Below are 21,866 nucleotides of genomic sequence, written 5' to 3' on the forward strand. Positions count from 1 at the left end.
TGCTCAGCCGCGGCCGTCACACGCCTTGCAGTCGCCGCTGCCACGGCAGCTGTCGCACTTCCACACTCCCCGGTAGCCGGAGCCGTCACAAGTGGTGCACTTTCCGTTGCCCTTGCAGCGCTGGCACTTGTTCCACATGGTGAGTCCTCTTTCCGATGTCCTGGGCGTTTGGATGGCCAGTAGGTGGCGGGGTCACAGGTTGACGGTGCCGCTCCACCCGGCCTTGGGCAGCAGGTTGTTGTAGTAGTGGTTGGGGGTCAGGGAGATGCCGTAGGGCTTGGGGTCGGGCAGGTGCCGGCTGTTGTTCAGCAAGGGGCTGTAGGCGTGGAATATGTCCACGCTCTTGGTCAGGCAGTTGTTGCGGGCCAGGTTGTAGCCGTTCTTCGCGCTCGTGCCGGCCGCCCTCTGCGCCTTGGCCGGGTTGGCGGAGGGCGTGTCGAGGCACCGGTACTTCACATAGGCCTGGTTGCCGGCGCGCCGGGTCTTGAAGTTGTGGAGCATCCGGTTCCAGGAGCCGGTCTTGATGAAGGTGGCTTCGGGCCGGCCGGTGTCGCCCTCGGTGGCGCCGTAGGTCCAGGTCTTGCTGCTGTTGCGGAAGGCCCAGCCGATGTGCCCGAGCGGGCGGAGACGACCCCTGGGACCGTCCACGTCGACGGAGTTGGGCGCCAGCACGAGGCACACCCGGCCGCCTGCGGCGGCCTCCGCGGGGGCGGTCGGCGTGGTGATGGCTCCCGCGGCGAGCACGGCCGCGGCCGCAGTCGCCGCGAAGGCGCTTTTGATCTTGCCCATGGTGGTGGTTCTCCTGTTCTCGTCAGGCCCCGGTGACCGGGGCGGCGGTCGGCTGTTCCGCGCCGCCGGAACCGAATCTCCCGGAGTCGGCCGAGGAGATCACCAGTGCAAGAGGGGGGAGGATTTGCAGCGCAACTTGCAGCTCCGTAACCTGCTGCTTCTCCGTTGCACCGCAACGAGAAGTCCCTCGGAGGGGGCCGTTGATGGGGGATCAGGGGGAGCAGCTGGAGGACTTGGCGCATCGTCTGGTGCAGGCTCTGGACGCGTGGGCGACGTGCGTGGGGGAGCCGACCGAGAAGGGGAAGCCGAAGCGTACGACTCTGGTGGCCGCGCTGGAGAAGGAACGGGAGACACCTGCCTGGCAATCCCGTAAGAAGATCGACGAACCGCTGCTGTCGTACTGGCTGAAGGGGCGCGACCAACTGCGGCCCGGTATCAAGCACAATCGGCTGCCCAGCGTCGAGGATTGTGAAGCCATCGCCCGGGCGCTGAAGGAGAAGGCTCCTCAGAACGCCCAGCAGATCCCAAGGATCGGCCGGGAGATTGCCGACCTGGCGCGCAGTCTTCGGGAGACAGAAGGACCGGGCTGGCGGAACCGAGTCCTGGTGAGCATCACCGGGCAGACCGCCGAACCTGTCGAGGGTGCCGAGCTGGCCGAACCCGTCGATCCGGACGAGGCGGCCGAGCCGCACGAGGTCGCAAAGCCCGCCGGGCCAGACGGGGCCGCGGGTCCGGCCGAACCCATTGAACCGGCCAGGGCGGCCGGACCGAACGGGGGCGCCGAGCAGAGGGCTGGGAGGCGTACCCGGAAGAACAAGCAGGTCTGGACAGGAGCGGCCGCAGCCGTATTGGTGGTCGGGGCGATCGTGCTGATCGTGCGGCCGGGTGGCGCAGAGTCCTCCTCGGCCGGTCGGAAGCCGAACGGCTCGGCGGCGCCGAGGGCGGCGGGGGCGGACCTGGCCAAGCCGGGTCCGGCCGCCTCGACCGAGTCCGGCGGCGTGGAGGGCAACCACCGGTGTGGAAAGGCCCGGAGTGCGGGCGCGGTGTCGTGGACGCCATGCACGCTCCTCACCAAGGACAGGACGATGTCTTTCCTGGTTCAGTTCACGAACACCTCGGGCAAGCCAGTCACAGTGAAGGCGAAGCTCGCCTACGTCCAGGCCGCGGTGGAGCAGACATGCCCCGATCCGTGGGGGACGGCGATGACGGTCACCGTCCCCGCCAAGGCGACGAAGACCAGCCCGCCAGATGCGTGCACCGCTTCACTGACGCCGGCTCAAGCATTCCAGGCAAGGGTCTGGGTGGTACCCGACGGTGCAGCACAGTGGGGGTATCGCGAGCACTCGCCGACGCTGCACGTGCGGGACGACGGCACTCCGGCGTGGGCCGACGAAGTGTGACGACTCGCCCAGCAGGCCGCGGCTGGGCCCGGCCGTATGCGAGTCTCCCGGGATCAGGATCAGCGGCTTGGCGTTGACCGCTGTACCGATGTTCCCCGAGGCCGAGGAGCCCCGTGGGTTCGCGAAAACTGATGGGTTTTCGGCAGGAACCCGGGGGTCTGTCGCCGTGCCTCGCGACGTCGGATCCGTGGGTTCGTGGTGAAGTCGCAGGACGAGTACGACGGCAGCGCTTGCACGTAGCCGGGTTGGGCCACGCAGTCAGGACTGGTCGGGGTGGCTGAGTCGTGGCGTCTCGCCGCCGAATGGTAGGTGCGTGACTCGGCTGGTGAGGAGCCAGGTGTCCTCGATCTTCCGGAACGTGTCTTCGTAGTGGCCCACGTTGACGGGGAGCCTTGGGGACACCATGCCGTCGGTATAGCCGTCGACTCGGTAAGTGGCGAAGTAAGAGGTGGCCGTGGCCGTCGACGCGGAGTCCACCGTGACCAAGATGTTCGTGGACATACGGCGTGACAGCCGGTCCTTGGGCCGCGAACCGAAGTAGCTGCGGAGCGCCTCACGTCCTTCCACCTTGCGGTCGCCGTGAGGCCACTCCCACACCCCGTCAGGCGTGAAGAGGTCCGCGACACTGCTCGGATTTCCCAGGTCAAGACGGCGCACGAACTCGACGATCAGACGCTCGCATGCTCGCTCCGCGAAGAGACGTTCCATCGGGTCAAGGGCTTCAGTCGGCATCATCAATTGCTACCAGCCCTCTATGGGGCACCGCGACAGCTTTTCGGCTCCCGGTTCCCACGGCCCTGAACGCGACACCATCTTCGACCTGGCACGACGGTCAGAGCCGCTCGACGGGTCGCTCCGGGAGTCGGCGGGCGGAGTCCGCGTAGCGCATCGCGGTCTTCTCGTCGAGCCCGAACACCTCGGCGAGGTGGAGCGGGTCGGGCCCGTGGGTCAGGGCCTCTTCGAGTTGCCGGTCGACGCGTGGCCGTTCCAGCGTCGCGTCCTGCCCGCTCATCGCGGCGCTGGTCCAGTGGCTGCTGGCGCGGCTGGTCTTCGTGGTGGTCTGGTTGTTGATCAGTAGGTGCAGGTTCGCGGTGGTCGGCCACCGGTTTCGCCGGTGCTCCAGCCAGTCCGGCAGCAGTTTCAAGGTGAGATCGTCGAGCGGGCGGACACGTACGGCCTGCTGCACGTGTAATGGTGGAGTCGGGTATTGGAAGTGCCCGAATACCCCTGCTCGCGGCTGTGAATTGGGGTGCGTCCCGGCAGTGGTCGCAGCAGGATGCGATCATGGTTCAGCCGTTGGTGGTTCCGCGCTTGGCCGCGGGCGACAGGTTCCTACTCCGTCCTTGGGAGCTCGGCGATCTGCCTCTCGTTCGGGAGGCGTCGAGCGATGACTACATCCCGTTGATCACGACCGTTCCCGCGACGTACTCACGGGAGGCGGGCGAAGCCTTCGTCCGGCGGCAGTGGGAGCGAGCGTCTACTGGCAGCGGGTATCCATTTGTCATCGTGCGGATCGAGGACGGGCGCCCGCTCGGAATGGTCGGACTCTGGCTGAAGGACCGGGGCAAGGGACGGGCATCACTGGGGTACTGGCTGGCCGGGGCGGCTCGTGGCCAAGGGGTTGCGGCGGAAGCCCTTTCGGCGGTTGTCCGCTGGGCCTTCGGTGACCTGCGGATTCCCCGTCTTCAGCTCTATGTCGAGCCGTGGAATACCGCCTCGGTGCGAACGGCTGAGCGGGTCGGCTTCCAGCGGGAGGGCCTGCTCCGCAGCTGGCAGCAGGTGGACGACGAGCGCCGGGACATGTTCATGTATTCGATGCTGGGTACTGACCTGTACTGACCGGCCGCTGGCTGACCTCGGCTGCGTAGGCGGCCCAGTCTCCGGCGGCGGCTCGCTGCCATTTGACGGCAACGGTGATGTCGATGCCGAGGGTGCGGGCGAGGACCGCGGCGGGCAGCTCGGAGGCGAGCTGGAACAGGGCGGTCGAGCGGGCCTCCCCGAGGCGGATGCCGAGTTTGCGGAGCCGTTCGCCCATGGCCCAGGCGCTGATCGGACGGCCGGGCTGGCCTCCGGGGAAGAGCCAGGGCGAGTCTGTCCGGCCGAGGACGGCATGGCTGCGACGAACCTCGACCTGGTGGAGGGCCAGTTCGGCTACAGGCGCGGGAAGTTCGTGGTCGGGACACATTTTGCAGCGCGGCAGGCCCTTGCGGTCCCGGAAGCCGATGCGTCGGACGTTGCCGCAGGCGGTGCACTCGGTGGTCTCCTGCCCACAGACCGAGCAGTACCAGTCCTGGCCCTGCCGCTGGAAGGTTCGCAGCTTCTTGCCGCACTCGGCGCAGACCGGCGGCGAGATCGCCGAGGCGCCTGCTTTGCGGAGCTCGATGAGTAGATCGCCGATGGCCCGGGGTGCCGGGGACCGGCCGTCGGTCAGGATGGCGGGCCGCGTCGCCAGGGCCTCCGCCAGGCGTCGTGACTTCGCGCGACCGCCCGCGACCGCGGTGACCACAGCCCGGATGGTCTCAGCACCGATTCCCTTCTCGATGTCGGCGACCAGGTCGGAAATCAAGCCGATCGGGTCCGCGATGGCGCGGTCGGGATGGTCAGCGGTGGTCATGACCGGTCGACACCCCTGATCCTGGCCCGCTTGGGCCGCAGTCCACCAAGTCCCTCCGAACCGGATGCTGTGCCGCTGCCGACGGCTGCCTTCTTAGAGGGCGTTTAGCGTGGGCGAATTGCCTCTTATGCCCTAGTGAGTCCCTCGCCAGGTTGGCGTGGTCTCGTCCGTTATGCGCTTGGCGAGGTTGTCGATCGAGGCGACGTAGATCATGGCTTCGGAGCTGGTGGTTAGGGTCTCGTAGTCGCGGGCGAGACGTCGGTGCATCATGATCCAACCGATACTCCGCTCCACTACCCAGCGCCTTTTCACGACGTGAAAGCCGCGGACTCCGGGATTTCTGTTGACGACTTCGACGTCGATTCCGAGCTGCGCGCCGTGTTCGACGACGGCATTCTTGAAGCCGGTGTCTACCCAGCTCTTGGCGATGGTCGGGTACGTCTTCTTGGCCTGGTCGAGGAGGCGTATTCCCAGGGCGTTTTCGGAGAGGCTCGCGGCGGTGACGGTCACGACGAGGATCAGGCCGATCGTGTCGGTGAGGATACCTCGTTTCCGGCCCACAATCTTCTTCGCGGCGTCCGTTCCCTGGCTGGTCACAGGCGCGTTGGTGGAGGTCTTCACGCTCTGGGTGTCGATGGCGGAGCCTGCGGGTTCTGGTTTACGTCCCTCCTTCACGCGGGCCAGTGCCGGCCAGGGCATCGACGCCGGCAAGAAGATCGTCGGCAGGAAGCGAAGCATCGTCACCGACACGCTCGGCCTCCTCCTCGCCGTGCTGGTGACCGCGGCCGGCGTGCAGGACTCTGTTGCCGGCACCGCACTGCTCGACCAGGTCGCCGCCGACCATCCGGGCATCCGCAAGGTGTGGGTCGACGGCGGTTACCGCCAGCACCTCGTCGAGCATGCCGCCACCCTCGGCATCGACATGGAGATCACCGCCCGCAAGCCTGGGAGCAGGGGCTTCACCCCGATCCCGAAGCGGTGGGCGGTCGAGCGAACCTACGGCTGGCTCATGCTCCACCGCCGCCTGGCCCGCGACTACGAAACCCTGCCCGCCCGCTCCGAAGCCGTGATCCACATCGCCATGACCGACCTCATGGCCCGCCGCCTCACCAATGAGAACACCATCTCCTGGCGCGACCCGAAGAAGGCCACAGAACATCCCATCTCGGAATGAAACATCGGACGAAAACGACCTCTTAGGCTTCTTCGCGGCCCCGGCCGCCGCGACGGGCTCGATGAGGTCGTCCATGGTGCAGTCGAGAATGTCGAGAAGGGCCATGAGGATCTTCAGGCTCAGTCGCTCAGGGCGCTCGACGACGAGCCGGTAGACCTGGCTCGACGACAGGCTGATACCGCGTTCGGCGAGCGGAGAGATGAGGTCGGTGGTAGGGAACATCCTGCGGTCCGCCATGACTTTGCGCAGGTGCCAGTGGTAGTCGAGCTTGGCGGCCATCGCCGTATTCCTCCTGTCAGGCCCCGGCGAACGCCGGAGCCAGTGCCTTGTGCAGGGAAGTGTTCATGAAGTCATCGCTGACGTGCGTGTAGATGGCCAGGGAGCTGTCGCACTCATGGCCGACCTGCTGCTGGATGAACCGGCAGTCGACCCCGTCCTCGGTCAGATGCGTGACATAGGAATGCCGGATTGAGTGCGGAGTCAGGTCCTTCGGGAGCTTCAGGGCGTCGCGGTATGCCTCGAACCGGTCGTTGATGGAGCCGGGCTGGAGGCGGCCACCTCGTTCGGTGATCCATAGAGCCGGGTGATCGGGGAATCCGAACCGCGGCCGGACGTTCTCGACGTAGTCGGCGACCGCCTCGACGGCCCAGTCCATCACCGACAGCGTGTTCCGCCGCTGCGGCGGCTGCCCCTTCTTCGCCTTGCCGTAGCGGACGTTGAGCGTGCCGTACCGGCCGAACTGCCGGGCCTGCGGGTTGCGTCCGAAGTCGACCACATCGAGCTTGGACGTCTCGGTCCGGCGAAGCCCCCACCCGTAGATGACCTTGAAGAGGGTGGCATCCCGGTAGGCGGCGAGGGCACCCTTGCGTTTGGACTTCACGGCGCGGACGACCTCGTCGTCGGCGTAGTCCAGGAACCGCCGAAGCTCTTCCCTTGCGAACGGCCTCGCTTCCGGGGTGTCTTCGTAATCCTGCAGCTGAGGGAGGGTATTCCACTCGTGATAGATCGCCACCGGATAAGTGCCGAACGCTTCTTCACAGGCCGGGGCCCAGCCGTATCGGGCGTCGATGAGGAGCTCGGTGAACAGCCGAACCGTGCCTTGGTAGCTGCGGATCGTGGACGGCGCCAAATGTTTCTCGCTCGTCAATGATGCCGACCACTCGTCCAGGTGGGCCGGCGTCCACTGCCACGGGTACTCGTTCACGAACTCGAGGAACCGGCGGATCAGCCGTTCCCTCGGGCCGATCGTCTCGTCCTTCAGCCCTCGCGACTTCTGCTGAGCGGCACACCCTCTACCTGGAGGAATTCACCCACCGACTCGCCAGCGAGTGGCTCGCCTATCGCCACCACCGCTGGCCGGCATCGGCGAACCCCTACCTTCTCGTCAGCCAGAAGACCGCCCTCGACCCAGATCATCCGGTGGTCAGCAGAACATTGCTTCGCAGAACCCTCCCCAAGAACGTCACACTCGTCGGCCTGCGGCAGGACCGCATGCTCAACGAGGCGTTTGCCACCGGTGATCCCCTCAAGCTGATGCGGCTTTTCGGGATCACCGCGCAGACCGCCATGCGCTATGTCGCCGCCGCCTGCCCGGAGCGCACCGCGAAACTGCCCAGGTAGCGGCCCCGCTCCGAGCCCGATGCCAGCCGAAAGCCCGTGGCGGTGTAGCAGTGGGTCCGGCATCATCCCCATGTGATTGTGATGCAACCTGTTCTGGAGATCTCCACCGCCGAGGACTTCGCGCTCTGGCCGGTTGGCGAGCACGAGTCATATGGCTACCTCGTGCTGAACGGGGAGCTCACTCCGGCGGGGGTCGGCACGGCGGTCATGCAGATCGCCGACTGCAACGACTTCGAGCCGGAGGAGGAGCACGGGCCGTGCCCGACCGACCCGCTCGGCACATTCCTGCACGGGCTGCTCACCATGCCTGATCTGTTCGCCGCCGGAGGGTTCCGGGTGACCGAGAATGCCACCGACACCGTCTTCGTCGAGCCGGGCTGCTGCAACGGCCTGGAGACCTGGCGGGACTGGCTGGAGGTGCTCGACGGCACCGGCTGCTCCTCCTTCGGCCACGATCCGTCGTCGGTGGCCGAACGCGTTGGCGACACTGTCCGGCTGACGTTCGACGCTTACGGGACGGACGACAGCCCGGTGATCGAGCTGTCGGTAGACCAGGCACGCACGCTCGTCGCAGGCGCCCAGCAGGACTTGCAGGACTTCCTCGGTCTTGCCGGAACCTGGGCTGAACAACACCTGCCAGCACACGCCGCCGCCGTCACCGCCGCCCTGGCACGGGCACTGGACCTGGCGCCCACACCATGACCAGCTTCCTGACCCACCGATCGCACGTGCACGACGCCCGTCTCCCCCTCCACCGCCGGCACAGCGCGCTGCGGACCTGCATCACCCTCTTTGCTCCGTACGGCTTCCGGGCGACGTACCACCACCTCACGCTCAGCGCCGCGATCCCCCGGCGGCTGGAGGCGGACCCGGACGCGCTGGTGCGGGCGGTGGAGGAACTGCATGAGGCGCGGGTGCTGTGGCTCGCGCGAGCGGAGGAGTACGCCGCGCAACGCCGGGCGGAGAAGCGGGCGGGGCGGCGGGCTGTAGTGAACCCGCGACCGTGGTGGCTGCGGAGCTGGTGGGAGGGCCCGAACCGCGCCTGGTACGAAGACCCGTTTCGCCATCCGTCGCTGCGGCTGCCTGAGTACGTCCGGCGACAGAACGCGATTCTGGACGGCGCCGACCTCCCCGGCTGCCCCGCCTGCGGGGACGAGAGATCGCTGGTGTCGAACTCGACCGGGCACGGCTGGGTGGAGCTGTGCCGTGGGTGCGCGTGGGCGCTGGCGCCATGTCCGTGCGGGCAGCGGCACCGGTTCGTCCCGGAGACGCCGTTCAACTGGAAAGGGATCTGGCAGCGGGCGCACATGAGCGATGACGGCATGCCGAACCCACATTGGCCTGCGGGCTAGCCGGTTGGATGCGGCACGGGGGGGCTTGAGTGTGGCTGATCAGCTGGGTGGCGCGCGCTCTTCAGATCGTTGCCCGCCGCGCAGGTGATCGTTGCCCGGCGCTCCTCGTAGCGAAGAGATGTCACGGGCGCTGCTGGGAGGTCGCCGGCTGGTCACCACACGTCGACGGACCAGACGTCGCCCCTCTGATGTCCGTCTGGATCTGGGTCGCCTGACCCGTACGGGTCAGGGTCAGCGATGACGTGGATGCGGGCGGCGGACGCGGATACGCGGTAGCAGTCCATGTCACTCGACGTGTTGTGCTTGTCGAGTTCGATCGTGTGGCCCAGGGCCAGGATGGCGGTTTGCAGTTCCTTGAAGGGGACTCTGGGTGCGAATTCCCCGTATTCCCGCGAGAGCGGGGACGGCACGGTGCTCGGGGACTGGTCGTACAGCAGTCGTTGGATCTTCACGCCGAAGCCGAAGCACGACATCTGCCCTTGCCGCCCTGGCTGGTCCGGCGAGAAGTTGATTTCCACGAGCCCGTAGTCCCGCCGCAGTAGGCCACCACCGGGAACACCGAGGCATGTCGCCCCCAGGGCGGCTTCCCAGGCTTCGGGGTCGGCACCGAGGCCAACTCCCAGGACCTCACCGCAAACGGCGACGTGAGCGTAGAAGTCCAAAGCGGACACCCGCCAACTCCCTCAACTATCCGGCCAAGGCACCACTTGCTGATCTCCGTACAGGACAGGCGGACCAGCGCCCAGTATTCGGTGGTCGTACAGAGCAGCCTGTCAGGGCGGTCGCCGGGTGAGTTCGTCGCCGTCGTCGAAGTCGAAGTCCCAGGCAGGATGCGTCTTTCAGATTAGCCGTGGTCTTCCCAATCCTCCTGGCAGAACCGGGCTTCGCTCACCATGTCCCGTCAGCTAGGCCGGAACCCGCGCGTGGGACCGCCGCAGCCATCAGCTGGCATGCAGGTTCCGGCTTACCAACGTTCAGGATTCCGGGAACCCGCGTGCTTCCGACGCCGACAGGTTCAAGGCCATCAATGATGGCCTCGGGCACGCGGCGGGCGATACCGTCCTCGCCGCGATCGGCGCCCGGCTCACCGCCTGGGCGGGCCCGCGCGCCACGATCGGCCGCCTCGGAGGCGATGAGTTCTCTCTGAACCAACCAGGGTGTCCTGTGACCAGGTGGTGATGGGACGATCAGTCCTGGGGAGGAGGGCCGGAACGGGGCCGGAGAACGGCTGCGAACAGCGCGGGTGTTAGTTTCCCGCCCGTGTAAAACACCAGGATGAGACCAGGGCGGCCCACGACGGGGTCGTCGAGCTCTATGCGTCGATGTTCACTGGCCGGCGGTCCAGAAGAAGTTGATCAGCGTGACCGCCGCTCCGCACAGGATCGCGGCACCGCACGGTCTTGCCACGGGACGCACTGTTGGGGTCAATATCGATCACAGCTTGGTCCTCCTGTCGGCGTGCGGACGTGGCTCGTCCGACAGACAGGTGCACCGACCGAGCCCGTCCGCGACCGCAGACGGCGATCCCATCGGGACGGGGCGATGCGCCGGAGGTCGAGAATGGCCGCGACGTACAATCGCAGTGAAGGCGAAGCGCCAGGCCGAGATTCCGGCGTGAGGGAGGGGTCAGGATGTTCGGTTCGAAGAAGAAGCGCATCGATTTGAACGATCTGATGGCGCAGCTCAGGCCCGACCTGAGTCGGGAATCGCTCGGCGTCGGGCCCGACTTCCCGGGCGTCGCCCCGAACCCGGTCCTGAGCAGTGATGCACGGAAGCGCAATGCGGAACTGCGTACTGGGGCGCTTGCGCTCGGCGTTCTCGTCGACTGGCGGGAGGTCAACGGCAATCCACGCGTGGTCCTGATGTTCGACGTGGAGACCGTCGGCGGCATCTCGTTCCGCGGTATCGCAGACGAAGACCTCACGATCACCGAGCTCACCCGACTCGCCCCAGGACAGACGTTGCCCGTGCGCTACCGGCCGGCCGTCATGGACCACTACGTCGCCCTTGCCCGGGACGCGGACCCCGCCCACGTGCAGCAGCTCTCTGACGAGATCGCGAGCCGCAAGCGGACCTGACCCGAAGCCATTGGCCGGATCTCTAGGGCGTGTCTGGCAACGGTTGAGCGTCCTGGCTGGAACTCTGGTTCCGTGTCGCGTTTTTCAGTTGCTCTCGGATGCCCAGTGGTCTGGCCGGTGCCGGCCTCGTCACAGTGGCTCGGTTGCTCCACGACCCAGCGTCCGAGCGGGGCTTCCTCGACACCCACTTGCTGGCCCGCCGCCCGTAGAGCGTGGCCTGGGTCAGGGTGGTGTAGATCATCCGCGTGGATGAAGCTCGTCTAACTTGAAGGTCCTCTTGCCGTACTAATTCGTGTCGCGATCTGGTTGAAGTGGGGCATGCCTAGATCGATCACTTGACGTTGACGGACTTGCTCTGTATCGAGCTGGATGAGCTTCTCCTCTGCGCTGGCGAGGCTGACTTGGAGTCCTTCGATCTCACCGAGCCATCCCTCCTGTTCTGCTTCGGTGATTCGGGCGATCAGGTTGTCGCGGATCTCGACGAGGCGGTGTCTCTGATCCGGGTCCGGTCGGAGCATGAAGCATCGAATACACGCGTGTTCGTGGATGCAGGGCGTTCCGAATGTGCGAGCGCAGATTCCGATGGAGAGTTTGCGTCACTCGAAGTGCCCGAGGAAGGCATCCCATTCTTCGTTGGTGAGGGTTCGGTACTCCTCGCTGGGCCGGAGTGTTCGGCGCCGGGCAATGAATGCGTGATGGGCTTCGATGGCCTCGCCGGGGTAGATGGCTAATGGTGGAGTCGGGTATTGGAACTGCCCGAATGCCTCAGCCGGTGCGGACCCACGCCGTGAAGTCATCGGCGAGTCCGGCCGGGTTGGCGGCCTCAGTCCGGCGAGCGATCCCCCCGTAGTACTCCAGCTCGTGGAGGACCACGGGCACCGGCTTGCCGATGGCGCTCTTGATGACGCCATCGTTGTGGAGGTCGCGAGCGAGCTGGACGCATGCCTGGTTGAAGTTGGCCTCGATCAGCGAGGCGGTCGGCCCCACGGTTGTCATCCAGTCCTCAGGGTGTGTGGGCTCGTCGTCGTACCGAAGTCCGAGTTCAGTGATCCACTGACGGCGTGCTGTGGCTCCGCCGGGGCCTCGGGTGAGGTCGCCGATGACCGTGAGCTCGTTCTGGAGCCAGAAGGCGTAGTTCCAGCGGGCTTCCGCCTCGTCGGAGGCGTTCGCGATGCTGCGTCGGAACTGAATTGCGGTGTTGTATCCGATGGTCAGGGTGGGCTGTCGAGGGTCGTCCCTCTCGTTGTCGATGAAGAACGAGATGACGTAGATGTCCTCTGCCTCGGCCGCTGAGATCGAGCTGATTGCTCGCTCGGCATGGGTTCGGAGGTGGTCCTGGAAGGTCACGGGGCTGGAGCCTTTCGAATTCGGTTGCTGACATCGGCGGCGTAAGCGGCCCAGTCACCGGCGGCGGCTCGCTGCCACTTGACGGCGACGGTGATGTCGATGCCGAGAGTGCGGGCAAGGACCGCGGCGGGCAGCTCGGTGGCGAGCTGGAACAGAGCGCTTGAGCGGGTCTCCGCATGCGGTGCAATGAGCCTGGCGTCGGTCGCAGCCGCCGCAGATCGAGCAGACGAGGACGGGCAGGGGGCAACAGTTCGAGCAGAGAGGACCGCTGGAGGTGCGGTTCTGTACTCGCTTCCGCTTTCCGCAGTTGATGCAGACCTCGACGTTCGCGGGGTCGTTGACCAGGCAGTTCGGACACAGCGGGCGCCCCTGGTCGTCACGGGTGGCTGGCTCGCGGCGGGCGCCGCAGCGTACGCATTCTTCGACGCGGGACTTGGCGATGCAGTTGCGGCAGACCCGCTGACCGTCGAGCGGCTTGTCGATGTGAATTACCCGGTGGCAGCGAGGGCAGGACGGTCGGATGATCCCGGCAAAACCAGCCTCGTGCAGAAGGTCGATGAACCTCAAGATGGCGCGATGCGGGGCGAGATGGGCCTCGGCGGTCAGCAGGCGAGGGTTCTCCTCCAGGGCCCAGACCACGCGCTGGCGATAGTGGGGACGGTGGGGGACCGGCGCAGAGCCTCGGCGACCACGTCGCGGTCGGCGCCCGGGGCGATCGTGTTGATCACCGTGTGAATGACCGTGGCCGGGTCACGGTCATCGTGGTCGGGACACATCGAACTGAACCACCGTAGTGTCCGGTCGGCACCATTGATCAGCGGAACCATCCGCTCGCGCGGCCCCGAGCCGCAGGCCCCCTTGCCGTGGCGGACGTGGAGCTTGCCGAAGCGGCCCAAGTCCGCCGAGATACGGGGCAATGAGACAACCGTCGAGCAGCACCCTCGTGCTCACTCCTCGCCCTCTTCGTCCTCATCCAGCTCGGGCACATCCGGGTCGCGCAGCGGATGCAGGGCACCGGCGGCCGGGACGCCGGCGGTGGAGCTGTAGCGGCCGAGCAGGTTCAGGTTGCGGTGCTTGAGCGGGGGGAGCCGGGCGACGGCGGCGTCGATGTAGCGGGTGGTCCGGAGCACGATGGGATGGAGGACCAGGCCGAGCGCGCCGAGCTGGTCCTCCATCCCATCCTGGCACGCCTCGTGGACCGCGCCGCGCTTGCTGTGACACACGTCCCGGGCCAGTCTGTGGCGGGATTCCCGCACGGTGAGCGGCCGGTTCACCGGCCGCCGGTAGGCGTCGTCGACCGGCTCGACCACGCGCAGCAGGTGCTCGGTCCTGGCGATCCGCCCGTACTCCGCGAACGCCGCACCCAGGGGAGTCGGACGCCCCTCGTCGCCGAACCGCGGGCGGTGGTCAGCGGGTTGTGAATCCACCGTCGATCGCGAGGGCTGCGCCGGTGATGAACGAGGCGTCGTCGCTCAGCAGGAACGCCACGAACGGGGCGATCTCCTCGGGCCGGGCGATGCGGTTCACCGGGTGCATTGCCGAGATCTGCGCGACAGCCTCGTCGCTGGTCAGCATCGAGGTGCGGGCCAGCGGCGTGTCGACGCCGCCGGTGGTGATGGCGTTGACTCGCACGCCCTGTTCGGCCACTTCGAGCGCGGTGGCCCGGGTCAGGCCCACGACCGCGTGCTTGGCGGCGACGTATGGGGCGACGCCGGGCAGTGCGACGACCCCCATGTTGGAGGCGTTGTTGACGATCGCCCCACGGGTCTTGAGCACCTCCGGTATCTGGTGCTTGAGGCAGTTGAAGACGCTGGTGACGTTCTGTGCGATCTCGGCGTTCCAGGCGGCGCCGTCGATACTGGACACCGGGCCGGAGGCGTTGACAGAGCCGGCGTTGTTGAACGCCCCGTCCAGGCTGCCGAATTCGGAGAGCGCCGCCGTGACCAGCGCGGCGGCGTCGGCCTCGACGGAGACATCGGCGGGAACGAAGAGCGCCCGGCCACCCGTGGTCCGGATGCTCTCGGCAGCCGCTTCGCCGATGTCCTTGCGACGGGCGCCGATGACGACGGCGGCGCCTTCCGACGCGAGTCGCCGCGCGACGGCGAGGCCGATGCCGGAGGAGCCGCCGGTGACGACGAAGACCTTGGAGTCCAGACGGGAAGACATGGAGAGACCTTTCGGGGGAGAGGTGGTACCAGTGGGGTCGGCTGGGCCCGGAGCACGACCACCTCCGTCAGACTGCAGTACGACGGCAGCCGAGTCTGGCGGGTATCGGACCTCACGTTGCGCCCGGTCACCCCCGGAAGCAGGCTGGGCGTCGGGGGCGGCAACCTCGGCCATCAGTGACAGCTGAAATACGCGAGCCCACCAGTACCGAGGCCGGACAGGGCCTGCTCCCGAACTCGACGTGCAAGCCGAAGCCGATCCCGACAGCGGCTTCCCGCTTCGCCGGGTCCTGCTCCTCCGCCCGCACGACCGCGACGCCAACCCCGACGGCCCCTACCACGAAGGCGCACCGGACGAGGCCGTCGACCCCCGCACCATCGCACCCAAGCGCGGGGGAGACGAACCCCCCGCTCCCGGCGCGGCCACTCTGCATCAATAGCAGCCCCCGGCACCTGACCCGCGGTGAGACCGAGGGGCAGGTGGCAACTACGTTCGTTCGATGGGTTTGTTGCCCGTGAAGGGATACGGAGGGCGGTCCTTGCACATGATGCCGTCACCGAATGTTCCGCTGCTGTGGAGGCTCCGAAGTGACTGCTCAGGACCAGTGCACCACCGAGACCGACGGACAACCACTGGACCTGGCCGATCAGGAACTGGTTCGTGATCCGTTCACCGCCTACGCGCCCGTCCGTGAACGGGAACAGATGGTGCGGGGACGCGTGCAAGGCGTCGATCCGATGTGGGTGGCCACCCGCCACGACGATATCCGTACGATCATGAGCGACTCCCGCTTCACCATTGACGCCGCGACCGTCCCCGGCGTGCCGGTGGCTCACCGCACCGAACAGACCTGGCAGGCCCGCGGTATGTACCCCGGGCACGAGAAGTACCTGCGCGCCGGAATCTTCGACGCGGACGGCGCCGATCACCGACGTCTCCGCAGCCTGGTCACCGCTGCGTTCTCCCCGGGCCGTGTGGCCGCATTGCGCCCCAGGATCGAGGCCATTGCCGACCAACTGCTGGATCGCCTGCCGGGTCACGCGGAGAACGGAGTCGTCGACCTCATCGAGCACTTCGCCCGGCCTTTGCCCATCACCGTCATCTGCGAACTCATCGCCGTCCCTGAAGCCGACCGGGACCGCTGGCGGGCACGGAGCGCCACACTGACCGCAGGTATCTGCGGTGACGAACTGGGCGCCGCGCTCGCGGGCATGGTCGAGGACGCACGCACCCTCGTCGACCACCACACCGGCCACCCTGGCAACGACCTCATCTCCGAACTGCTCGCGCCCCATCACCACGACCCGCTGAGCACCGACGAGTTGGTCGCTCTCATCACAAACCTCGTCGTCGCCGGACACATCACCACCGTCAACCTCATCGCCAACAGCACCGAAGCGCTTCTCACCCACCCCGACCAGCTCGCCCTGCTGCGCGAGGACGCCACTCTCATGCCGCACGCCATCAGCGAACTCATGCGCTACTGCGGCCCCGTCGTACGCGCACTGCCCCGCTATGCCACCTGCGACACCGCTGTCGGCCGCACCTTCGTACGTACCGGGGAAGCCGTCCTCCCGATCATTTCCGCGGCCAACCGTGACCCGGTCGCCTTCGCCGACCCCGATCGCCTCGATCTCGGCCGCACCCGCAGCAGCAGAGAGTCCCACCTCGGATTCGGTCACGGCGCACACCGCTGTCTGGGCGCGCACCTCGCCCAGGAAGAGACCGCTGTGGCTCTGGCCGCGCTGCTCAGCCGTGTTCCCAACCTGCGGCTGGCCACCGACCCCAAACACCTGCAACGCGGTACCAACCCGGTCAACTGGCACCTGAAGGCCCTCCCCGTACGCCTGTAACCCCCGCGGTGCGTGGCCACCTCCCCGGTCGCCCAGGGCTCGCGACCGTGCCAGAGAGGTACTTCATCAGGACGATCTCGCCTGATCACGGCTACCTGAACGGTCCCCGACGACCGCCGCCGGCGTCGACCGGTGCGGTCCGTTCGGCCCGAGGTCTTCGAGGAGACTCCGGCGCCCGGTGTACGGCAGCCCGGTCAGACCGTGGCCGTCCAGGTGTACGGCATCGAACAACACCAGATGTGCCGGCACCAAGTTGTCGCTGACGACCAAGTGACGTGCTCAGTCGCAGTGGGCGTCCAGCTTCCCTGCGCCACCGGACCTTGAACGCGTGCCATCGATTTTCAGTGCCGGTTGTCAAGCCGTTCTGGTTGAGGCCCAGAAGGAGTTGACGCGATGGCGAGCCAGGGCGAGGACGGCTTGGGTGCGGCGTCTGCGCTCGGCTGTGCGTGGTGCGCAGGGTCAGTGTCGCCACCAGCAGCCGTGCGGCTGTGTTCACGAGTTGCGGCGGCCGGTCCTGTATGCGCAGCCTCCGGTCGAGGACCGTGCTGGATCACAGCCTGGTGGCCAGCCAGATGGTCACGGCCGCGGTGGCGGTGAGCCCGACGTTGAGTGCGATCCGGCGGTCTTCGCCGGTCAGGTGCACGGCGATCGCACCGGTCTGCAGGAGGACGAAACCGATGGCCGAGGCTGGCGCCAGCGAGGGCGCGATGCCGGTCAGCGGTGGCAGGACCAGGCCGGTCGCGCCGAGTATTTCGACCGTCCCCAGTGCCCTGAGGGCGGGCAAGGGTACGCGGTCGGCCCAGGCCATCATCGGGCGGAGTTGATCGCGGCTGCGGATCACCTTCAGCGTTCCTGCGTAGCAGTAGAAGAGGGCGAGCAGCCCGGCGACGATCCAGTAGGCGATGTTCATCGTTCCCGTTCATGGGCCACCGGTTCGCGTGGCCCCGTCGATTGCGTCGATTGTCGGGCAAGCCCCTGGAGAAGGCCCGGTTCGTCGTCCGAGGAGGCCGGACGGGAAAGGCGGCAGCGCCACGGCCGCGCCGGTCGTAGGAAGGGGGCTGGGCCGTTCTGTCCCATCGGCATCAGGCGAGGTCGGCGGCGGGCTCGGTCGCGTAGCGGCTCATCGCATCGATGTTGGCCTGTCGCGTCAGCGGCCGGCCGTCGGAGAGCACCTCCTGGAGGTCTCGGAAGTACTGCACGTACAGGTCGGGGGTGAATGTGCTGAGCATGACGGCGGGCTGGTCGGTCGGGTTGGCGAAGGTGTGCGGGGTGCCTGGCGGAACCATCACGAGCGTGCCCGTGGTGGCGTCGTGGTCCTCGTCCCCAATGGTGAACCGCACGGTGCCGGAGAGGACGTAGAAGCCCTCGTCGTGTTGGGCGTGACGGTGCTGCGGCGGTCCCTGGGTGCGCGGGGCGAGGATGGACTCGGTGATCGCGAGGCGGTGCCCGGTGTGGCTGCCGTCCTCCAGGACGCGCATGCGCGTGGTGCCCAGAACGATCGTCTCGCCGTCGCCGGGCCCCACCACCGACACGGCGGGGCCGGCCTGCGGCTCGCTGGTCTTCGCTTCTTCGGTCATGCTCACCAGTGCACCGCCGAGGCCCCGCCGGTGTCCAAGACCCATCCTGCGGTGGCGATACCTCGTGGGTATCGTTGCAGCGTGGAGCTGAGGACCTTGCGCTACTTCGTGGCGGTCGCCGAGGAACTCCACTTCGGCAGGGCCGCCACCCGACTGCACATGAGTCAGCCGCCGCTGAGCCGGGCGATCAAGCAGTTGGAGGCCGACATCGGGGCCCTGCTGTTCGCCCGCTCGCCCACAGGCGTCACGCTCACCGAGGTGGGCGCGGTGCTGCTCGACGAGGCGCGGGCCCTGCTCGACCATGCCGACCGCGTCCGTGTACGCGTGAGCGCGGCGGCCGACGTCGCGACCCTCACCGTCGGCATCCTGGGCGACGGCACCGACCCGGGAGTATCCAGGCTGGCCGCCGCCTACCGACGACGCCACCCCGGCATCGACATCCGCATCCGCGACACCGATCTGACCGACCCGACGTGCGGGCTGCGCGCCGGACTGGTCGACGTCGCCCTCACCCGGGCGCCGTTCGACGAGACCACCTTGACGGTGCGTGCGCTGAGGACCGATCCGGTCGGCGTGGTCCTGCGCGTCGACGATCCGCTGGCCCGCTGCGAACGGCTGCGGCTGGCTGAGCTGAGCGACCGCCGCTGGTTCCAGTTTCCGCAGGGCACCGACCCCATCTGGCAGTCGTACTGGAACGGCGGCAGGCCGCGTGAGGGCCCCGTGGTGCGCGCGGTCCAGGAATGCCTGCAGGCCGTGCTGTGGAACGGCACGGTCGGCCTGGCGCCACTCGGACACGACCTGCCCGCGGAGCTGGCCGTGGTTCCGCTGACCGATATGACGCCGAGCCGAGTGGTAGCGGTGTGGAACGAAGGCGACACCAACCCGTTGATCCGAACATTCATCGAGATCGCGACAGCCGCGTACCGTCGCTGAGCGCCGGCAACCTATGCTGCCGCAGCTCGGGTTCTGGCTCAGCTTCCGTGCAGCGACCGCTCTGAGTGACGGCTGACTGTCTGCAGACGGGACTCGAAGTTGCCCGAAAAAGGGCTGTGGTCAAGGCAGTTGGGCTGACAGTTCGGGGCCGTGGAAGAGATCGTGCTCCATCTGAAGGAGCCTGCCCGGAGTGTGGGGCCTGATCGACCCGCGTTCATAGTTCCTACCTGCGTTTTCCCGCCGACGTGCCGAGCGCCGGGCGAAGGGCTGTGCTGCAACTTCGCGGCCGGCGGTTCCGCTGCCGGAACACCATGTGCCCGCGCCGGACCTTCGTGGAGCAGATATCCGGCCTGACCCGCCGGTACGGTCAGCGCACGGAACGACTGCGCTCGACCCTGGCCGCACTCGGTCTCGCCCTGGCCGGCCGCCGTCCTCGGCGTGTCCGTGAGCCGGAGCACGGTCTGGCGCCTGGTCAACGCGCTTCCCGAGCCGGACGTGCCGACGCCGCGGGTGGGCGGTGTCGACGAGTACGCAACCCGCAAGGGCCGCCACTACGGCGCTGTCCTGGTGGACGTCGAAACCAGCCGTCCCATTGATCTCCTCCCGGACCGAGAGGCATCCGGTCCGGCGGCCTGACTCGCCCAGCGGCCAGGCGCCGAGGTGGTCTGCCGGGACCGAGCACCGTTCTTCGCCGAGGGCGCCGCCGCCGGAGCGCCGCAGGCGGTCCAGGTCGCGGACAGATGGCATCTCTGGCACAACCTGAGCGAGGCCGCCGAGCGGAGTGTTGCCCAGCATCGTCGCTGCCTGCACGTTCTGAGACCCGCGACATCTGAGCCCCAGCCTGGCCGATGCGGCTACCAGGGCCTCGGCGCCCAGACCGGCGGGCGCGTGGTCACGCCACCGCATCGCAAGTGCAAGAGGAACCCGCCCGAGTGGTACGAAGAAATGCATGAACGCCGGCGCAAGGCCCACTCCTCGCGGCGTATCCGGGTCGAGCACGGTATTGGGCACCTGAAGAACTGGCGGGCTCTCGCCCGACACCACGGGCGCCGCGAGCACATGAGTGACATCGTCCAAGCCGTTGCCGGACTCCTCTCCCGCCAACAGAACGCCATCCTGGGAAGCAATCCGCACATGTGAACTCAGCAGCGAATCCGCGGGCCTCGACACGCCACCGTCAGCCATGCACGAGCTCGTCAGGCCGCAGTTTCTGCGATGAGGACGGCGGCGGTTACCGGGCCCGAGGTGTCAGTGGTGGCTGCGTCGGCTACCGCTGCCCGGACGGCGCGGGCTACTTCCAGCGGATGGTACCCGGGTGCGACTGCAAGCTGGACTTCGATGTGCCGGCCTGGTGGATGGTCATGTTGCTCCACTTTGACCGGGCGGCTTCCCAGTACGGCGGTGAGGTGGGACACGCCCGGAACAGCCGCTGCGACATCGGCCAGCTCCCCGATGGGGCCCCGCATGGGTCCCGTTCCGGTCGTTGGGAGCGAGCTTCGCGCCGCTGCGGCCTCCGGAGGGGGCCCCATGGCGTTCTCTGCGGTCTGTGGCCTGACGCCTCTCTCCGGGCCCTCGTGGAGATCCGTGACGCGCAGATCGACTGACTCAGTGGCAAGGCCGAGCTTTTCAGTGGCCACGTTGAGCAATGCACTCCTCAACTGCTCCGTGGTGCGGGGAAGTGGCTCCCCCACGAATGCGGTGAATGCGGCCTCGATCCTGAGCGGGCCAGGCGGCAGCGCGCTGGACGGCGGACGGACGGACGGCTCGGACACGGGGCCGAGCGATGCCGGCCCGATGCGCAGGCTTTCCAGCCGAACGCCGGGAATCTCGGCGGCCGTGCGCCCAAGGGCCCGGACGGCTGCTTGCTCGGTGATCCACGTTCCGTCGTCAGGCCCGCCGAGAGGAAGCAGCCGACCCAGGTCGAGATGGCGCCGTACTGCCTGCATCCATGCCTCAGTTTTCACCGGACTCTCACCCGCTTCCATGGCCGCGGCTCTCTTCCTCCCGCATTGCGCCCCGATTCCGCAGGAGCTCTGGGCAGGGGCACCTCGTACCACTCGTTGAACCACTCCGTCTCATGGCTCACACCCTGATAGATACCGCTAAAACGAATATAATCCTGTCAAAGAGTGCCTTGGTGATCTCCTTCAGGGAGGAATAGCCCGATGACTGAGAACACCGGCGGAAAGCACGGCCGTGCGCCCGGCTCTCGCGGTCGGACGACCATTGCCGATGTGGTGGTAGAGAAGATCGCCGGAATGGCGGCCCGCGATGTGCCCGGCGTCCATGCCCTGGGTAGCGGATTCGCACGCTCGATGGGATCCATGCGGGAGCGGATGCCCGGCGCAGGTAGCGGCAAGTCCGTCACGCGCGGGGTCAGTGTCGAGGTGGGAGAGGTGCAGGCGGCCATCGATCTGGAGATCGTCGTCGACTACGGCGTCTCCATCACGGACGTGGCCAGTGACGTGCGCGAGAACGTGATCTCCGCAGTGGAGCGGATGGCGGGCCTGGAAGTCGTGGAAGTCAACATCGCGGTCAGCGATGTGAAGCTGCCCGACGAGGAGGACGAAGAGGAGCAGCAGCGGGTCCAGTAGCCAAGGGGGAGCAGCCCGCTTGAGTGAAGGAGCGCGTGATGAGCAAGGCTGTGGTCGGCTTGATTGCCGGAATGGCACTGGGCTTCGCCGGTTACTTCGGTGGCTTCTGGGCCTTTCTGCTGGTGCTGGTACTGGGTGCCGTCGGACTTGTCGCCGGGCGCTTGATGGAAGGTGATCTCGAGCCGGGTGACTTCATCCGCCGGCGCCATGATGACCACCAGCGAGTGCGCGACAGCCGACGACAGGCTCAGGGAGACTGGCGGCAGTGACCAGTGATGTCGATCGTCGTCCGGGCATACCTCGCAGAGAGCGGGGTGCGACCACGGTCTCCGACCATGTCGTCGCGAAGATCGCTTCCCACGTGGCCCG

Annotated in this window: 23 protein-coding genes and 7 pseudogenes; 17 read left to right on the plus strand and 13 right to left on the minus strand. The window is 67.3% G+C overall.

Annotated elements, in window-relative coordinates:
* Positions 1 to 192 precede the first annotated feature (192 nt).
* Entirely contained in the window at positions 193 to 789 is a 597-nt protein-coding gene (locus ACWCPY_RS04745; RefSeq protein ID WP_451262871.1) for a hypothetical protein, read from the minus strand.
* A 323-nt stretch (positions 790 to 1,112) separates the two neighbouring features.
* On the opposite strand from ACWCPY_RS04745, the gene ACWCPY_RS04750 reads away from it, so the two are divergent.
* A complete protein-coding gene (locus ACWCPY_RS04750; protein ID WP_451262872.1) occupies positions 1,113 to 2,189 on the plus strand; it encodes a hypothetical protein in 1,077 nt (358 codons plus the stop codon).
* 258 nt (positions 2,190 to 2,447) lie between these two features.
* Here the strand turns inward: ACWCPY_RS04750 and ACWCPY_RS04755 are convergent, their stop codons facing one another.
* Positions 2,448 to 2,921, minus strand: a complete 474-nt coding sequence (locus ACWCPY_RS04755; protein ID WP_451262873.1) for a nuclear transport factor 2 family protein — start codon at positions 2,919 to 2,921, stop codon at positions 2,448 to 2,450.
* A 100-nt stretch (positions 2,922 to 3,021) separates the two neighbouring features.
* A complete protein-coding gene (locus ACWCPY_RS04760; RefSeq protein ID WP_451262874.1) occupies positions 3,022 to 3,375 on the minus strand; it encodes a hypothetical protein in 354 nt (117 codons plus the stop codon).
* Between the two features lie 98 nt (positions 3,376 to 3,473).
* Here ACWCPY_RS04760 and ACWCPY_RS04765 point away from each other — a divergent pair, with 98 nt between their 5' ends.
* The gene (locus tag ACWCPY_RS04765; protein WP_451262875.1) at positions 3,474 to 4,028 is read left to right on the plus strand and encodes a GNAT family N-acetyltransferase; all 555 of its coding nucleotides are present in this window, start codon (positions 3,474 to 3,476) and stop codon (positions 4,026 to 4,028) included.
* Here ACWCPY_RS04765 and ACWCPY_RS04770 read toward each other — a convergent pair.
* Together ACWCPY_RS04770 and ACWCPY_RS04775 are read right to left on the minus strand one after the other, a co-directional pair.
* On the minus strand, positions 3,994 to 4,803 hold the full coding sequence (locus ACWCPY_RS04770; protein ID WP_451262876.1) for a hypothetical protein: 810 nt from the start codon (positions 4,801 to 4,803) through the stop codon (positions 3,994 to 3,996). The genes ACWCPY_RS04765 and ACWCPY_RS04770 overlap by 35 nt on opposite strands.
* 132 nt (positions 4,804 to 4,935) lie before the next feature.
* A pseudogene (locus ACWCPY_RS04775) lies at positions 4,936 to 5,493 on the minus strand (transposase); the annotation flags it as partial.
* Between ACWCPY_RS04775 and ACWCPY_RS04780 the strand changes: the two are divergent.
* A pseudogene (locus tag ACWCPY_RS04780) lies at positions 5,489 to 5,977 on the plus strand (transposase); the annotation flags it as partial. The pseudogenes ACWCPY_RS04775 and ACWCPY_RS04780 overlap by 5 nt on opposite strands.
* A 63-nt stretch (positions 5,978 to 6,040) precedes the next feature.
* Here ACWCPY_RS04780 and ACWCPY_RS04785 read toward each other — a convergent pair.
* Positions 6,041 to 6,256 (minus strand): annotated as a pseudogene (locus tag ACWCPY_RS04785) (helix-turn-helix domain-containing protein); the annotation flags it as partial.
* Positions 6,257 to 6,272: 16 nt separating this feature from the next.
* Positions 6,273 to 7,181, minus strand: coding sequence for a tyrosine-type recombinase/integrase (locus ACWCPY_RS04790; protein WP_451262877.1), 909 nt, complete (start codon positions 7,179 to 7,181; stop codon positions 6,273 to 6,275).
* Between the two features lie 215 nt (positions 7,182 to 7,396).
* On the opposite strand from ACWCPY_RS04790, the gene ACWCPY_RS04795 reads away from it, so the two are divergent.
* The 3 genes from ACWCPY_RS04795 (at position 7,397) to ACWCPY_RS04805 (ending at position 8,949) form a co-directional block, all read left to right on the plus strand.
* Positions 7,397 to 7,597 (plus strand): hypothetical protein, encoded by a 201-nt coding sequence (locus ACWCPY_RS04795; protein ID WP_451262878.1) that lies wholly within the window; start codon positions 7,397 to 7,399, stop codon positions 7,595 to 7,597.
* Positions 7,598 to 7,678: 81 nt separating this feature from the next.
* Positions 7,679 to 8,299, plus strand: coding sequence for a hypothetical protein (locus ACWCPY_RS04800; protein ID WP_451262879.1), 621 nt, complete (start codon positions 7,679 to 7,681; stop codon positions 8,297 to 8,299).
* On the plus strand, positions 8,296 to 8,949 hold the full coding sequence (locus ACWCPY_RS04805) for a hypothetical protein (protein WP_451262880.1): 654 nt from the start codon (positions 8,296 to 8,298) through the stop codon (positions 8,947 to 8,949). The genes ACWCPY_RS04800 and ACWCPY_RS04805 overlap by 4 nt, the downstream gene beginning before the upstream one ends.
* Before the next feature lie 152 nt (positions 8,950 to 9,101).
* Here the strand turns inward: ACWCPY_RS04805 and ACWCPY_RS04810 are convergent, their stop codons facing one another.
* Positions 9,102 to 9,620, minus strand: a complete 519-nt coding sequence (locus tag ACWCPY_RS04810) for a hypothetical protein (RefSeq protein WP_451262881.1) — start codon at positions 9,618 to 9,620, stop codon at positions 9,102 to 9,104.
* A gap of 331 nt (positions 9,621 to 9,951) precedes the next feature.
* On the opposite strand from ACWCPY_RS04810, the pseudogene ACWCPY_RS04815 reads away from it, so the two are divergent.
* The 4 genes and pseudogenes from ACWCPY_RS04815 to ACWCPY_RS04830 form a co-directional block, all read left to right on the plus strand.
* Positions 9,952 to 10,095 (plus strand): annotated as a pseudogene (locus tag ACWCPY_RS04815) (diguanylate cyclase domain-containing protein); the annotation flags it as partial.
* A 485-nt stretch (positions 10,096 to 10,580) separates the two neighbouring features.
* The gene (locus ACWCPY_RS04820; RefSeq protein WP_451262882.1) at positions 10,581 to 11,027 is read left to right on the plus strand and encodes a hypothetical protein; all 447 of its coding nucleotides are present in this window, start codon (positions 10,581 to 10,583) and stop codon (positions 11,025 to 11,027) included.
* A gap of 110 nt (positions 11,028 to 11,137) precedes the next feature.
* Positions 11,138 to 11,236, plus strand: a pseudogene (locus tag ACWCPY_RS04825) (SAM-dependent methyltransferase); the annotation flags it as partial.
* A 141-nt stretch (positions 11,237 to 11,377) separates the two neighbouring features.
* Entirely contained in the window at positions 11,378 to 11,758 is a 381-nt protein-coding gene (locus tag ACWCPY_RS04830) for a hypothetical protein (protein ID WP_451262883.1), read from the plus strand.
* A 34-nt stretch (positions 11,759 to 11,792) separates the two neighbouring features.
* Here the strand turns inward: ACWCPY_RS04830 and ACWCPY_RS04835 are convergent, their stop codons facing one another.
* Entirely contained in the window at positions 11,793 to 12,374 is a 582-nt protein-coding gene (locus ACWCPY_RS04835) for a hypothetical protein (RefSeq protein ID WP_451262884.1), read from the minus strand.
* A gap of 186 nt (positions 12,375 to 12,560) precedes the next feature.
* Here ACWCPY_RS04835 and ACWCPY_RS04840 point away from each other — a divergent pair, with 186 nt between their 5' ends.
* Positions 12,561 to 13,109 (plus strand): hypothetical protein, encoded by a 549-nt coding sequence (locus ACWCPY_RS04840; RefSeq protein WP_451262885.1) that lies wholly within the window; start codon positions 12,561 to 12,563, stop codon positions 13,107 to 13,109.
* Positions 13,110 to 13,321: 212 nt separating this feature from the next.
* On the opposite strand, the pseudogene ACWCPY_RS04845 reads toward ACWCPY_RS04840, so the two are convergent.
* A pseudogene (locus tag ACWCPY_RS04845) lies at positions 13,322 to 13,768 on the minus strand (Tn3 family transposase); the annotation flags it as partial.
* Between the two features lie 13 nt (positions 13,769 to 13,781).
* On the minus strand, positions 13,782 to 14,540 hold the full coding sequence (locus ACWCPY_RS04850; protein WP_451262886.1) for an SDR family NAD(P)-dependent oxidoreductase: 759 nt from the start codon (positions 14,538 to 14,540) through the stop codon (positions 13,782 to 13,784).
* Positions 14,541 to 14,775: 235 nt separating this feature from the next.
* Here ACWCPY_RS04850 and ACWCPY_RS04855 point away from each other — a divergent pair.
* Positions 14,776 to 14,996: pseudogene (locus ACWCPY_RS04855) on the plus strand (DUF6009 family protein); the annotation flags it as partial.
* A 131-nt stretch (positions 14,997 to 15,127) separates the two neighbouring features.
* Positions 15,128 to 16,393, plus strand: a complete 1,266-nt coding sequence (locus ACWCPY_RS04860; RefSeq protein WP_451262887.1) for a cytochrome P450 family protein — start codon at positions 15,128 to 15,130, stop codon at positions 16,391 to 16,393.
* Positions 16,394 to 16,943: 550 nt separating this feature from the next.
* Here ACWCPY_RS04860 and ACWCPY_RS04865 read toward each other — a convergent pair.
* Both ACWCPY_RS04865 and ACWCPY_RS04870 read right to left on the minus strand, forming a co-directional pair.
* Complete coding sequence (locus ACWCPY_RS04865; RefSeq protein WP_451262888.1) at positions 16,944 to 17,303, minus strand: DoxX family protein; 360 nt, start codon at positions 17,301 to 17,303, stop codon at positions 16,944 to 16,946.
* Between the two features lie 172 nt (positions 17,304 to 17,475).
* On the minus strand, positions 17,476 to 17,970 hold the full coding sequence (locus ACWCPY_RS04870) for a cupin domain-containing protein (protein ID WP_451262889.1): 495 nt from the start codon (positions 17,968 to 17,970) through the stop codon (positions 17,476 to 17,478).
* 81 nt (positions 17,971 to 18,051) lie between these two features.
* Here ACWCPY_RS04870 and ACWCPY_RS04875 point away from each other — a divergent pair, with 81 nt between their 5' ends.
* The 4 genes from ACWCPY_RS04875 (at position 18,052) to ACWCPY_RS04890 (ending at position 21,766) form a co-directional block, all read left to right on the plus strand.
* Positions 18,052 to 18,903 (plus strand): LysR family transcriptional regulator, encoded by an 852-nt coding sequence (locus ACWCPY_RS04875; protein ID WP_451262890.1) that lies wholly within the window; start codon positions 18,052 to 18,054, stop codon positions 18,901 to 18,903.
* Positions 18,904 to 19,341: 438 nt separating this feature from the next.
* The gene (locus ACWCPY_RS04880) at positions 19,342 to 19,539 is read left to right on the plus strand and encodes a hypothetical protein (protein ID WP_451262891.1); all 198 of its coding nucleotides are present in this window, start codon (positions 19,342 to 19,344) and stop codon (positions 19,537 to 19,539) included.
* 1,529 nt (positions 19,540 to 21,068) lie between these two features.
* The gene (locus ACWCPY_RS04885; RefSeq protein WP_385327609.1) at positions 21,069 to 21,497 is read left to right on the plus strand and encodes an Asp23/Gls24 family envelope stress response protein; all 429 of its coding nucleotides are present in this window, start codon (positions 21,069 to 21,071) and stop codon (positions 21,495 to 21,497) included.
* A 38-nt stretch (positions 21,498 to 21,535) separates the two neighbouring features.
* A complete protein-coding gene (locus tag ACWCPY_RS04890) occupies positions 21,536 to 21,766 on the plus strand; it encodes a hypothetical protein (RefSeq protein WP_266692790.1) in 231 nt (76 codons plus the stop codon).
* The last annotated feature ends 100 nt before the right edge of the window (positions 21,767 to 21,866 follow it).

The organism is Streptomyces sp. NPDC002403, assembly GCF_053593015.1.

What these genes read in the sequence shown, in the direction of transcription:
- ACWCPY_RS04745 (WP_451262871.1), bottom strand. Translation starts at nt 789, where the DNA reads ATGGGCAAGATCAAAAGCGCCTTCGCGGCGACTGCGGCCGCGGCCGTG.
- ACWCPY_RS04755 (WP_451262873.1), bottom strand. Translation starts at nt 2,921, where the DNA reads ATGCCGACTGAAGCCCTTGACCCGATGGAACGTCTCTTCGCGGAGCGA.
- ACWCPY_RS04765 (WP_451262875.1), top strand. Translation starts at nt 3,474, where the DNA reads ATGGTTCAGCCGTTGGTGGTTCCGCGCTTGGCCGCGGGCGACAGGTTC.
- ACWCPY_RS04770 (WP_451262876.1), bottom strand. Translation starts at nt 4,803, where the DNA reads ATGACCACCGCTGACCATCCCGACCGCGCCATCGCGGACCCGATCGGC.
- ACWCPY_RS04800 (WP_451262879.1), top strand. Translation starts at nt 7,679, where the DNA reads ATGCAACCTGTTCTGGAGATCTCCACCGCCGAGGACTTCGCGCTCTGG.
- ACWCPY_RS04805 (WP_451262880.1), top strand. Translation starts at nt 8,296, where the DNA reads ATGACCAGCTTCCTGACCCACCGATCGCACGTGCACGACGCCCGTCTC.
- ACWCPY_RS04820 (WP_451262882.1), top strand. Translation starts at nt 10,581, where the DNA reads ATGTTCGGTTCGAAGAAGAAGCGCATCGATTTGAACGATCTGATGGCG.
- ACWCPY_RS04840 (WP_451262885.1), top strand. Translation starts at nt 12,561, where the DNA reads ATGAGCCTGGCGTCGGTCGCAGCCGCCGCAGATCGAGCAGACGAGGAC.
- ACWCPY_RS04850 (WP_451262886.1), bottom strand. Translation starts at nt 14,540, where the DNA reads ATGTCTTCCCGTCTGGACTCCAAGGTCTTCGTCGTCACCGGCGGCTCC.
- ACWCPY_RS04865 (WP_451262888.1), bottom strand. Translation starts at nt 17,303, where the DNA reads ATGAACATCGCCTACTGGATCGTCGCCGGGCTGCTCGCCCTCTTCTAC.
- ACWCPY_RS04870 (WP_451262889.1), bottom strand. Translation starts at nt 17,970, where the DNA reads ATGACCGAAGAAGCGAAGACCAGCGAGCCGCAGGCCGGCCCCGCCGTG.
- ACWCPY_RS04885 (WP_385327609.1), top strand. Translation starts at nt 21,069, where the DNA reads ATGACTGAGAACACCGGCGGAAAGCACGGCCGTGCGCCCGGCTCTCGC.
- ACWCPY_RS04890 (WP_266692790.1), top strand. Translation starts at nt 21,536, where the DNA reads ATGAGCAAGGCTGTGGTCGGCTTGATTGCCGGAATGGCACTGGGCTTC.